Below are 11,946 nucleotides of genomic sequence, written 5' to 3'. Positions count from 1 at the left end.
CAGAAATTCAATTCATAGGCCGGATATTGGCAAGGTCGTGTAAAAAAACCAGATTTCATCCGGGGAGCGGATGGGTCAGACTGGCCCGGCAGGCGCGTCTGGATGCGATGCTTCGCTGGGCGGGATCGGCGTGGCGAGTATCTTTTCGATGCGCTTGCCGTCGAGGTCGACCACTTCCAGCCGCCAGTTTTCCCAGGTCAGCACATCGCCGGTCTGCGGCAACGCTCCGGGCAGCCACATTGCCAGCCCGCTCAGCGTGGTAGCGCCTCCGGCCTTCTTCCGGCACGTTTTTCAGCCCCAGCCTGTCCTTGAGTTCGGGAACGGGGATGAGGCCGTCGAGCAGCCATGAGCCGTCCCCGCGCGGCACCGCCCAGGCCTCGTCCTGCCGGCGCGGCTTGAATTCGTCCGTGATGGCTTCCAGCACGTTGCGCAGGGTGACCATGCCGTTGATCTCGCCGTACTCGTCGATGACCCGCATCAGGTGGGTGTCGGCCGCGCGGAACTGTTCCAGCAGATCGAGGCCGCGGAGGCTTTCCGGCACGAACACGGCCGGCAGCAGCGGGTCGGTGAGACTGGGCGCCGCGCCGGCCAGCATCGTATCCAGCAACTGCTTGGTGTTGAGGATGCCCAGCACCTCGTCGAGTCCGTCGCGGCAGACCGGAAAGCGCGTGTGGTCCGATTCGGCCATGCGCCGCAGGTTCTCTTGCAGCGGCAGCGCGGTGTCCAGATACACGATGTCGGCGCGCATCCTCTTTCAGATCCATCTTGATCTGCATCTGCGGCTGGCCCTCCAGGCGTGCAGGCCGCACGAAAAACCCCCTGAACAGGTCGTCGATGTCGCCGAAGGGATCGAAGCGGGCAAGGCTGGAAGGGTCGTGACGCGTGAGGTTGGCCATGTTTTTCGCCTATTGAACGGGTTTTCTGGATACGGATTTAAGTCGTCATGGCGACCACCTATCCAACCTAGACCCGCATGCTGATTTTTCAAGACCAGGGCCTTTCGCTATACAGGGCGCGCTCGAAAGGCTGATTGCCTAAACACCCCTACGCGGCTAGCCAGGCTGATCGCTCCATCTGTTCAAGTTCAGCCAGCGGAAACTGCGTGTCCTTATGTGTGCCAGCGCACAGAGGCATTTGCGCAACCCGGATACATTGGCCCGGCAAAGATGGAAAAATGAAATTAATGGTCTGTTGTGCATTGTGTTTTTCTGTTTTTATATCCGCTGTGTATTCAGCCAAGGCCGTAAATAACATTAAGGATTTCTCATGAAAGTTAAATTAATTACCGCCGCCGTGGCCGCTGTCATCGCGGCCTGGGCACCAGTTGGATCGGCTCGCGAAGCAGTGGCGCTTCCTGGCGTGGTGGGTGCTGAGGGTGAATTGAACGGCGTCGATACGGCTGGCAGCGGTACATTGACTGTTGGCAACAACCAGAATATCAATACCAATAACGATCTCGGCGGGGCGCTGACAAGTTCCGCTGCCGATACGGGCAGTGTTGTTTTTCTAGGCAACTCAACGGTAACCGGATTCACGGGTACGGTTGGATCCGAGTTCCTGAATATCAGCGCCGGCGCTGTTGGTTCAACGGTAAATTTTAATGGGGCGGTTTATTCACAGACGTTCGGTGTCAGTGGGACAGGAATCGTCAATTTCAATGGCGACGTGATCACGGCCCCTGTCTTTGTCGGTGATGGTTTTATCAATCTCGGTGCGGGAAAAACGCTGATTGGCGCCATCACCACCAATACTGCGAATACAGGCACTTTGACGCTTAATGATGGCAGCAGCGTGACGGGTGCTATTGGTGGCGCAAGCGGGCTGAAGCAAATCAACGTGTCGGGCGGCAACGCCTCGATTACCGGCGCAGTTCAAACTTTAGGGTTCAGCCTCGGCACGAATACCTTGACGATCACGGGCGCGTTGACAACTAACGCCGGTGGCAACATTGCGACCACGCTTGCCAGCGATAGCGTGTTTGGGCGCGTCATCGCTGACACCTCGAATATCAATGCCGGCGGGATCACCGTGATTCCGACCGTCACCGGCGCGCTGACAAACGGAACCAATTTCAGGATTGTGGATGCACCGGCCGGCACCATTGGCGCCGTCGTGAACGTGGACAACAGCAACAGCCCGCGCTACACGTTTTCCGGCGTGCCGACGACCACTGGCGACGTGAATATCCTCTTGACCGGGATCGCGCCCTTGGCGACCCTTGTCGCTACGCCTGGCGCTTTGGCAGTCGCCCCCATATTGGATGTGAATGCGCCGGTGGGTTCCGATTTTCGGACCATTCAGGACGCAATTGCCACACTCCCCACGAGTGGCGCCATCGATAATGCGCTGGCACAGCTTGCCCCCGGCAACACCAATCTGGCAGCGCCTTGGGTGGCGGCGCAGACGACGCGGCTGTTTGAAGACCTCTGGATGGCGCAGATGGACCAGATCCAATCTGCCTGTTGCGATACCAACTGTGAGCCCAACAAGCCCAATGTGCCGAAAGACTTGAATGCGTGTAAGGACGCCGAGCAAAAAGGCAACTGGTGGGCGAAGGGGTTCGGCAGTCAGGGCACCCAGGACAACGTCGCTAATATGAACGGATACGATACCGAAGCCTACGGTCTGATGCTTGCCTATGACAAGCCGCTGAACAACCAGACCCGCGTTGGTTTGGGCGGGGGTTATGCGAAGAGCACGATCGATGGCAACAATTCATCGGGCAGCACGGATATCGATTCTTATCAGATCACGGGCTATCTGCACCACGCACCGGGTCCCTGGTTTGTCCAGGCAGCTTTGACGGCCGGCGTCAATGATTACGAAAGCACCCGTCACATCGTATTTCCGGGGGTAAATCGTACGGCGACTTCCGACTACACCGGACAGCAATACACAGGCATCGTCACCCTGGGAAGGCATTATGAGGTGAACGAAACAACCATCACGCCGCTCGCTTCATTGCAAGCGTCCCACATCCGTGTTGGCAGCTATACGGAAAGTGGTGCGGGCGACGCGAACCTGCGTGTTGAGAGCCAGGATTACAACTTTGTTCAGTCCACCCTGGGTGTGAAAGCGGAGCGTGTTATCCGATCCGGCAACAGCACCTTCTCTCCCGAGGTGCACGTCAAGTGGCTGCATGATTTCAACTCGACGACGATGGAGCAAGACGCAGCCTTCACCGGTGGCGGCGCAAGCTTCAACGCGCAAGGGATCAAGCAGGATCGTGATTTGTATAATGTCGGCGCAGGAGTCACGTTTCTCTCATGCAACTGCGAGAAGGATTCATGGACCGTCAAGGGACTCTATGACTATAAGTGGAATGACAGCGAGTACGCCTCACATCAGGTATCGCTCATTGCAGGCCTGAAGTTCTAATTTGGTCAGCGTCTGAACTTGCATAACAGCAGATCCTGGGCGTCAGCCTGGGGTCTGCTGATTTTTATTAAAACCCCTGTAATTCCCCTATCTACAGCCTTGTAGATAGGCGTCACTTCCATTCAAAAGCACATTGTGGCACGTCCCGGCTTCGCTTTCTCGCGGGAGGGCAAGAACCCGCTGGCGGCAAAGGGCCTTACCGGCCGGTCGGTGCGCGTGGTCGTCACCATGGGGATGCCGGCGACGGTCTATCGCCGGTATTTTCGCGCGCACAGCATCAAGTCGCTCGAACGCAATATTCTCGGCTTTGTGGGGATTGCGCCGGTGCACGAAATCTTGATCGGCATGGTCGCGAACAGGGAACCCGAGCCTGCCAGGAAATGGCTGGCCAAGCTGGAAAAGCTCGGCGAGCGCGGCGATTGAATCGGGAGGCCGAATTGGCAATCAATGCCCGCGCATCGATGTCGGCCGATGTTGCAAAGCATCAAAGCATGGGAGATCGCGCCAGGCGTGAAGTCCGCAGCGTGCTGCTTCAATCGCCCGCGTCGAAGCGCAGCCGGCAGTAGGTCTCGCGGGTCAGCGCCACGAACAGGACCGCCCCTACGGCACTGAACGCCAGCCACAGGAAGGCGGCGTGGTAGGCGGCGGCGTCATAGATGCGGGCGCCTTCGATCATGGCGCCCTGCCAGTTGCGGTCGAGGATCCAGCCCATGGCGCTTTGCTGGATGGCGGCGAAGCCGAGCACGGCCATGTTGACGACGCCGCCGACGGTGCCGGCCGCGCCCGGGTGGTTGACCTCGCGCGCGAAGGCGAAGCCGATGATGAGCCCGCCGGCCGAGAAGCCGATGACGGCGAACAGCAGGGTGAGCGCGCTGGCCGATAGCTCGTCGAATAACAGGAATGCCAGCCAGCCGAGGGCATGGACGAGCGTCGCGCCCAGATAGGGCAGCTTGCGCCGGCCCATGCGATCGGACAGCGCGCCCAGCAGCGGGCCGCCAACGGCGAAGCCGAGCAGCATGGTGGTGGTGAAACCGGCGGCATGGCTGCGTTCCAGGCCGTGAACCTGGACCAGGTAAGGCACCCCCCAGAGACCGGCGAAGGTCAGCACCGGCGCGGCGATCAGGCCGCCGGCGAAAAACAGCAGCCAGGTGTCGCGCTCGGAAATGACCCGCTTCAAACTGCGCCGCGGCGACATGGCGGCGGTGTTGAGCGCCTCCGGATGGGCGTGGCTGGCGTAGCCGCGTTCGCTGGGGTCGTCGCGCACCCCCAGCCAGACGACCGCTGCGAGTACCAGGGTGACGCCCGCGCTGGCCAGCATGGCGCTGCGCCAGCCGACGCTGGCCACCGCCTCCGAGAGCGGCACGCCGGCCAGCACGCCGCCGAGATTGCCGATCAGGAGGGAGATGCCGGTGACCGTAGCGAAGCGGTTGGCGGGAAACCAGTGGCCGGCGAGCTTCATGCAGGCAACGAAGGCGACGGCGACCGAGGCGCCGATCAGCGCCCGGCCGAGACTGGCCATCCACAAGCTTTCCGCCTGGGCAAACAGGACGATGCCGGCGGCCGCAACCACGGCCGCCGCCGTGGCCACGCGGCGCGGGCCGGCGGCATCGGCAAGCAGGCCGCTGGGAATCTGCATGGCGGCGTAGGTGTAGAAGTAGAGGGCGGAGAGATTGCCGAGCATGGTGGCGGTGATGCTGAAGTCGCGCATCAGTTCGTCGACCATCACCGCCGGGGCGACGCGCTGGAAGTAGCCGACGAAATAGAGGCTGGCAAGCAGGCCCCAGGTCAGCCAGGCGAGCGAGTCCGGCGGCAGGCGGCTGGGTGGGTGCAGGCTAGTCAATGCCGGCCTCGCAAAAGTTTGAAAAAGTCATGCTCGATTCGATCCCTGGATGGTGTGAGTGCAAACGAGCCTGCGAAGTGCCGTGGTCTGGGGCTGTGCAGGATTTGGGGCGCCACGGGCTAAAATGGGCCAGATGAATGATGCCACGTTGGATGAGCGGACCGAAGCAGGACTATAGGCCGACAGATGATTTTTCGATGACTATAAACCCCTACGCCCGATCCGGATCAGCAGTTAGCGACATGAATGCCATGAGATGAAAACAAACAGCCACGCCCCCCCAAGCAATCTCATGGATCTGCTGCTCGACGCTGTCTGCGTCGTAGACACGCGGGGATGTTTTGCATTTATCAGTGCCGCAGGCGAACGCATTTTCGGTTACACACCGGAGGAAATGGTCGGCCGGCCGATGATCGACTTTGTGTTTCACGAGGACCGGGCGAAGACGCTGCAGGCGGTCGATGGGATATTGGACGGACATCTCCAGCCCCATTTCGAGAACCGCTATGTGCGCAAGGACGGCCAGGTTGTCCATATCATGTGGTCGGCCCGCTGGTCGGAGGCGGATCAAGTGAGGGTGGCCGTGGCGCGGGACATTACGGAACGCATGCACGCCGACACCCTCCAGGCCGCGCTCTATGCGATTTCCGACGCGGCACATGCTGCCGAAGATCTGGTCGCCTTGTTTCAACAGATTCATCATATCCTGGTCGAATTATTGCCGGCAGCCAATTTCTTCGTTGCGCTTTACGATAAAAACAAGGACGAGTTGACCTTTCCTTACGCTGTCGATGAATACGGTGAGGCGCCTGGACCGCAAAAACTGGATTCGACGGCACTGAGCGCAGAGGTCGTCCGTACCGGACAGGCCCTGCTTGTGCCACCGAATAGCGGCGAGGGTCTGCCCGGGCGACCCCCGTCCGATGTCGGCAGGGACTCATCGAACTGGCTCGGCGTTCCGCTCTGCGCAAAAAATGGCGTCATCGGCGCCCTTGTGGTGCAGAGCGATTGCGCTGAGGCGCGATATACCAATAAGGATATCGAGTTGTTGCAGTTCGTCGCCGACCAGATCACGCCTGTGATCGAACGCAAGCAGATGGAAGTCTGGCTGCAGCATATCGCGCAGCACGATCCGCTGACCGACCTGCCCAACCGCGAACTGTTCCATGATCGCCTGCAAACCGCGCTGCGCTGGGCTGAACGGAACCAGACCCCGCCCCAGCTTGCCTTGCTGTACCTCGATCTGGACAAGTTCAAACAGGTGAACGACACCTTGGGGCATCCCGTTGGCGATCTTCTGCTGCAGGAAGCGGCACGCCGTCTCAGTCAATGCGTACGTAACTCGGATACGGTCGGGCGCGTCGGTGGCGACGAGTTTCTGGTACTGCTCAACGGCATCACCCTGCCGGAGCAGGCCTTGTCGATTGCCGAAAAGATTCGGGTTGCACTCGGCCATCCTTTCGAGCTGGCCGGCCACAAGGTGCATATTTCACCGAGCATTGGTGTGGCGCTCTATCCCGAGCACGGTGACGATTACAAGCAATTGATTCGGTATGCTGACGAAGCAATGTACGCCGCCAAAAAGAGCGGTGGAAACCGCGTCCAGGTCACATCCAGCCCCAGCATGCTCAATACCCCGAAATCTTGATCAGCGGGCCTGGAGAGGCCTGTCACAAAGAGCCGCCGAGGGTCGCTGTCGCTCATTCATAACCACAGCGCACGGCTGGTCGGAGTCGGGTCTGGGCTTTTGCACCTGAACCGGCGCACCAATTTGCGGCATCCCATTCCGTGCATGCACTGCAGTTGAGCGCATCGTCCGCATCGCGCCGAGCGGAATTTCGTCAAGCCCTTGAATTCACTACGTTGCCGCGTCCTGGCACAGACCCTGCTGACAGACTTGGACGAGGAGCCATCATGTCTGTTGTTTCATCTGTCTGTTGTTACTGCGGCACCGGCTGCGGGGTATTGATCGAAACCGATGCCGGGAAAATGACCGGCGTGCGGGGCGACCCCATGCATCCCGCCAATCACGGCAAGCTGTGCACCAAGGGCACCACGCTGCATCTGACCGCGCAGGCGGGCGGGCGGGCGCTGGTTCCGGAGCTGCGTGTGTCGCGCGACGAAGCACGCCAGCGCGTGAGCTGGGACGCCGCGCTGGATCACGCCGCCGAACGCTTTGCCGCCATCATCCGCGAGCATGGCCCGGATGCCGTGGGCATCTATATTTCCGGCCAGTTGCTGACCGAGGATTACTACGTCTTCAACAAGCTGGCCAAGGGGCTGATCGGCACCAACAACGTCGACACCAATTCGCGGTTGTGCATGTCGTCCGCGGTGGCGGGCTACAAGGCGACCCTGGGCGCCGACGCGCCACCCGGCTGCTACGACGACATCGATCACGCCGGGACGATCTTCATCGCCGGCTCGAACACGGCGTATGCGCACCCGATCCTGTTCCGCCGCATCGAAGAAGCGCGCAAGCGCAATCCCGACCTCAAGCTGATCGTCGTCGATCCGCGCCGCACCGACACCGCGCAGGAGGCTGATCTGCACCTGTCCATCCTGCCGGGGACGGATGTGGCGCTGTTTCACTCCATGCTGAACGTGATGCTGTGGGAGGAACTGATCTCCCGCGACTACATCTTCGCCCACACCGAAGGCTGGGAAAAACTCAGGGAAACCGTGCGCGAATACACGCCGGAAAAAGTCGCGACCATTTGCGGCGTGGCGGCGGCGGACATCGTGCAGGCCGCGCGCTGGTTTGCCCAAGGCCCGACGCTGTCGCTTTACTGCCAGGGACTCAACCAGTCGAGCTGTGGCGTCGACAAGAATGCCGCGCTCATCAACCTGCATCTGGCGACCGGTCAGATCGGCAAGCCGGGCGCCGCGCCGCTGTCGCTGACTGGTCAGCCCAATGCGATGGGCGGGCGTGAAGTCGGTGGCATGGCGAATCTGCTGTCCGCCCACCGTGACCTGGTCAATCCCGAACATCGCGCCGAAGTGGCGCAGCTGTGGGGGGTGGATTCGGTGCCGGAAAAGCCCGGCAAGACCGCCGTGGAAATGTTCGAGGCCGTGCGCCGGGGCGAGATCAAGGCGCTGTGGATCGCCTGCACCAATCCCGCGCAGTCGATGCCGAATCAGGCCATGATCCATGAAGCCCTGCGGGCGGCGGAATTCGTGGTGGTGCAGGAAGCCTTCGCCGATACCGAAACCGTGCAGTTTGCCGACCTGCTGCTGCCCGCCTCTACCTGGGGCGAAACCGACGGCACGATGACCAATTCGGAACGCCGAATTTCGCGCGTCCACGCCGCCGTGCCGCCACCGGGCGAGGCGCGTGCCGACTGGGCCATTGCCACCGAGTTTGCGCGGCGGCTGCTGCCGGAACAGGGCGTGCGACTGTTCCCGTACGAAAGCGCCGAAGACGTCTTCAACGAACACCGCGCGACCACGCGCGGGCGCGACCTGGACATTACGGGGCTCAGCTACGCCCTGCTGGATGCAGGGCCGCAGCAATGGCCGTTTCCCGCAGGCGCACATCTCGGCAAGCCGCGTCTGTACGAGGATGGCGTGTTTCCAACAGAGAGCGGACGCGCGCGCTTTTACGACGCGCCTTACCGGCCGGTGGCAGAGCCCATCGATGCGCGCTACCCCCTGCATCTGAATACCGGACGGCTGCGCGACCAGTGGCATGGCATGAGCCGTACCGGGCTGGTGGCCCGGCTGTATTCCCATGTCGAAGAGCCCTTGCTGTCGATGAATAGCCAGGATATGGAACGCCGCCAGCTGCACGATGGGGATCTGGTGCGGGTCAAAAGCCGCCGCGGCAGTCTCGTCATCAAGGTGCAGGCGAGCGCGGAATTGCGTGGCGGCCAGGGTTTTATTCCCATGCACTGGGGCGGCCGTTTCATGGCCGGGCTGGGGGTGAATGCCCTCACGCTCGACGCCTTCGATCCGGTTTCCAGACAACCCGAACTCAAGCATGCCGCGGTGCAGGTGGAAAAGGCCGTCCTTCCCTATCGGCGGGCGATCATGCTGCGGGGCGATGGCGTCACCTTGCTGCGGCTCGCGCAGCCCTTTCTCGGGCGTTTTGATTACGCCACCGCCGGCCTCACCGGGCGCGACAACACCGTGCTGGTTTTTCAGGCGGCAAGCGTGGGCCCGCTGCCCGAATCGCTGGTGCAGGAGATGGACGCTGCGTTCGGGCTGGACGACCCGCTGCTAACCATGAACTATCAGGACGCCCGTCGCGGAATCTGGAAAAAGGTGCGGGTGGAAGACGGGGTGATCACCGGCGCCCGGCTCTCCGGTGAAACCGTGGCGCAAGACTGGCTCAAGGATCTGATTGCCGAAGGCGCGTCGGCCATGGAGGTGCGAAGCTGGCTGCTGGCGCCGGTCGCGCTGCCGCCGGCAGGCAAGACCGGGCGTGGACACATCGTGTGCAACTGTCTGAACGTGGCCGAGCCCGACATCGTCGCGGCAATTGCGGCGGGCGCCGATCTGGCCGCGTTGCAATCGAATCTGAAATGCGGCACCGAATGCGGCTCGTGCGTGCCGGAACTGAAGCGGCTGATCGCCAGCAACCGGGTGGCGGCATGAAAACCATTTCACCACAGAGGCACAGAGGCACAGAGAACCCCAAATTCTTTCCGGTTTCTCTCTGTGCCCCAAGGGATACCGTCCCTACGGGACATACCTCTGTGCCTCTGTGGTTCAGGCTTTTTCCAGGTGGACCGTCATGAGCTACGCCACGCTCATCCGCCAGATCGAAGTAGGCGAAGGTCTGGGCTTTGTCGATGCGCGCGCGCTGGGCGCAGCGCTGCTCGATGGCGGGGTGCCGGAGCTGGAAACGGCGGCCTTCCTGGTCGCCTTCAACCAGCACGATCCGGGGCTGGATGCCTGGCTCGGCCTGCACGCGGCGCTGGCCGAGCGGCTGCCGGATTTTGCCGCGCCGTCCGGCCCCTTTCGTACCGTGGTGCTGCCGACCTATCACGGGGTGCGCGCGCATCCGCATCTCACCCCGCTGCTGGCGCTGCTGCTGAAGCGCTTCGGCATTCCGGTGCTGATTCATGGCGTGTTCGAAGGCGGCGGCGGCACGGCGGCGGCCTACGTGCTGCGCGAGCTCGGCATCATGCCGTGCAGCACCACGGCGCAGGTCAATGCGCACCTGCAGGAGGAAGGCATCGCCTTCGCCCCGGTGGCGTTGCTGAGCCCCGGCCTGGCCGCGCTGCTGGCCTTGCGCGCGCGGCTGGGGGTCGATGGCTGGGTGACGCGGCTGGCGATGCTGGCCGATGTGCTGGGCGAGCATTCGGTGCGGGTGACGCCGGTGGCATCGGGCGCAGAGATTGCGCCGACGCGCGAAGTGCTGGAGGCCCTGGGCGGACATGCGCTGCTGCTGCAGGGCTGTGAGGGCGAGGCGTTTGCCGACCCGCTACAGCGGCCGGAGATGGTGCTGATGCAGGACGGACAGTGGCAGCCGATGTACGGGGCGCAGACGACCGCATCCGTACTGGAGAATCTGCCGGAGATGGACGCGCGGGCAACGGGTGCGTGGACAGCCCAGGTCATGCGCGATCACCTGTCGCTGCCGCTGCCGATCCGCAATCAGCTCGCCGTGTGCCTGTATGCCGCTGGCTATACCGAAGACCTCAACCAGGCGCGCGCGATTACGGCGATCAACGGGTTTGGGCTTGGCGTTCGCGCCCTCTCCCTCCGGGAGAGGGTTGGGGAGAGGGGCGCGTAGCGCAATGGCTTTGGCCGGGCGGCAGCGTAGGGTTCGGTGCACGCTGCACGATACGGCACTGCGATGGTGCGTAATAAACCGGGTCGTTCCAGAGGGGAACTTTTAAACCCTGTAATAACAAGGCAGTTGCGCAGCCCTGATAGCTTGGCATAGAGATTGCTTTACGTCTTTATGTAGGCGCGGCGCCCTCGCCGCGATTGCGGTCGCTATTCGCGGCGAGGGCGCCGCGCCTACAGCGGTGTTTCGGCCCGAATCGATATCCGGGTTGAATGAGTTGTTTTAAGCAGACCGAATGCAACGGCGTATCTCGGTCATCACTTTTGGTCTTTCGTTTGGAGTGGTGAGATGGATATGAGTACGCCCATGGGACACGGTCCAAAAATGAAGCTCGTCATGGTCGGCAACGGCATGGCCGGGGTGCGCACGCTGGAAGAGCTGCTGAAGCTGGCGCCCGACCTCTACGACATCACGGTGTTCGGCGCCGAGCCGCACCCCAACTACAACCGCATCCTGCTGTCTCCGGTGCTCGCCGGCGAGCAGACGGTCGACGACATCGTGCTGAACCCGCTCGACTGGTACAGCGAAAACAACATCACCCTGCACCTGGGCAAGAAGGTGGTGAAGATCGACCGCAGCGTGCGCGCGGTCGAAGCCGACGATGGCACCCGCGCCGAATATGATCGCCTGCTGCTGGCTACCGGCTCCAATCCCTTCATCCTGCCGGTGCCCGGTGTCGACCTCGACGGCGTTATCAGCTTCCGCGATATCGCCGACGTCGACGCGATGATTCGCGCCTCCAGCCAGTATCGCCACGCCGTCGTCATCGGCGGCGGGTTGCTGGGCCTGGAAGCGGCCAACGGCCTGATGAAGCGCGGCATGGACGTGACCGTGGTGCACATCGGCCCATGGCTGATGGAACGCCAGCTCGACGAGCCCGCCGCGCGCCTGCTGCAGAAGAGCCTGGAAGCAAAAGGCATGAAATTCCTGC

The 11,946-nt window shown here is 62.1% G+C and carries 8 protein-coding genes and 1 pseudogene; 6 read left to right on the top strand and 3 right to left on the bottom strand.

Going from position 1 to position 11,946, the window contains the following annotated elements; translation table 11 throughout:
* Window positions 1-75: 75 nt before the first annotated feature.
* Both ABW22_RS18190 and ABW22_RS18185 read right to left on the bottom strand, forming a co-directional pair.
* Window positions 76-240, bottom strand: coding sequence for a transporter associated domain-containing protein (locus ABW22_RS18190; protein WP_237763391.1), 165 nt, complete (start codon window positions 238-240; stop codon window positions 76-78).
* Between the two features lie 226 nt (window positions 241-466).
* A pseudogene (locus tag ABW22_RS18185) lies at window positions 467-688 on the bottom strand (hypothetical protein); the annotation flags it as partial.
* Window positions 689-1,266: 578 nt separating this feature from the next.
* Between ABW22_RS18185 and ABW22_RS16105 the strand changes: the two are divergent.
* Window positions 1,267-3,378 carry an autotransporter outer membrane beta-barrel domain-containing protein gene (locus tag ABW22_RS16105; RefSeq protein ID WP_082709053.1) on the top strand — a complete coding sequence of 704 codons (2,112 nt, stop codon included), beginning with the start codon at window positions 1,267-1,269 and terminating at the stop codon, window positions 3,376-3,378.
* Window positions 3,379-3,513: 135 nt separating this feature from the next.
* Window positions 3,514-3,801, top strand: a complete 288-nt coding sequence (locus ABW22_RS16100; RefSeq protein ID WP_202813979.1) for an NAD(P)H-dependent oxidoreductase — start codon at window positions 3,514-3,516, stop codon at window positions 3,799-3,801.
* Window positions 3,802-3,910: 109 nt separating this feature from the next.
* Here the strand turns inward: ABW22_RS16100 and ABW22_RS16095 are convergent, their stop codons facing one another.
* Window positions 3,911-5,218: an MFS transporter gene (locus ABW22_RS16095; protein WP_059759276.1), complete on the bottom strand. Its 1,308-nt coding sequence runs from the start codon at window positions 5,216-5,218 to the stop codon at window positions 3,911-3,913.
* 292 nt (window positions 5,219-5,510) lie between these two features.
* Here ABW22_RS16095 and ABW22_RS16090 point away from each other — a divergent pair, with 292 nt between their 5' ends.
* The 4 genes from ABW22_RS16090 to ABW22_RS16965 all read left to right on the top strand — a co-directional run.
* On the top strand, window positions 5,511-6,866 hold the full coding sequence (locus ABW22_RS16090; RefSeq protein ID WP_237763388.1) for a diguanylate cyclase domain-containing protein: 1,356 nt from the start codon (window positions 5,511-5,513) through the stop codon (window positions 6,864-6,866).
* 266 nt (window positions 6,867-7,132) lie between these two features.
* Window positions 7,133-9,814 carry a nitrate reductase gene (locus ABW22_RS16085; protein ID WP_059759268.1) on the top strand — a complete coding sequence of 894 codons (2,682 nt, stop codon included), beginning with the start codon at window positions 7,133-7,135 and terminating at the stop codon, window positions 9,812-9,814.
* Window positions 9,815-9,953: 139 nt separating this feature from the next.
* A complete protein-coding gene (gene ybiB, locus ABW22_RS16080) occupies window positions 9,954-10,958 on the top strand; it encodes a DNA-binding protein YbiB (RefSeq protein ID WP_059759262.1) in 1,005 nt (334 codons plus the stop codon).
* Between the two features lie 345 nt (window positions 10,959-11,303).
* Window positions 11,304-11,946 (top strand): NAD(P)/FAD-dependent oxidoreductase (locus ABW22_RS16965; protein WP_193393321.1); only part of this gene is annotated, 643 nt, incomplete at its 3' end.

Source organism: Thiobacillus denitrificans (genome assembly GCF_001530125.1).
Taxonomy (GTDB): Bacteria; Pseudomonadota; Gammaproteobacteria; order Burkholderiales; family Thiobacillaceae; genus Thiobacillus; species Thiobacillus denitrificans_C.
This window is presented reverse-complemented; position numbering and strand designations above follow the sequence as displayed.

Bases quoted from the DNA above. Each gene is read 5' to 3' on its own strand.
- ABW22_RS18190 (WP_237763391.1), bottom strand. From the start codon at position 240: ATGTGGCTGCCCGGAGCGTTGCCGCAGACCGGCGATGTGCTGACCTGG.
- ABW22_RS16105 (WP_082709053.1), top strand. From the start codon at position 1,267: ATGAAAGTTAAATTAATTACCGCCGCCGTGGCCGCTGTCATCGCGGCC.
- ABW22_RS16090 (WP_237763388.1), top strand. From the start codon at position 5,511: ATGGATCTGCTGCTCGACGCTGTCTGCGTCGTAGACACGCGGGGATGT.
- ABW22_RS16085 (WP_059759268.1), top strand. From the start codon at position 7,133: ATGTCTGTTGTTTCATCTGTCTGTTGTTACTGCGGCACCGGCTGCGGG.
- ybiB (WP_059759262.1), top strand. From the start codon at position 9,954: ATGAGCTACGCCACGCTCATCCGCCAGATCGAAGTAGGCGAAGGTCTG.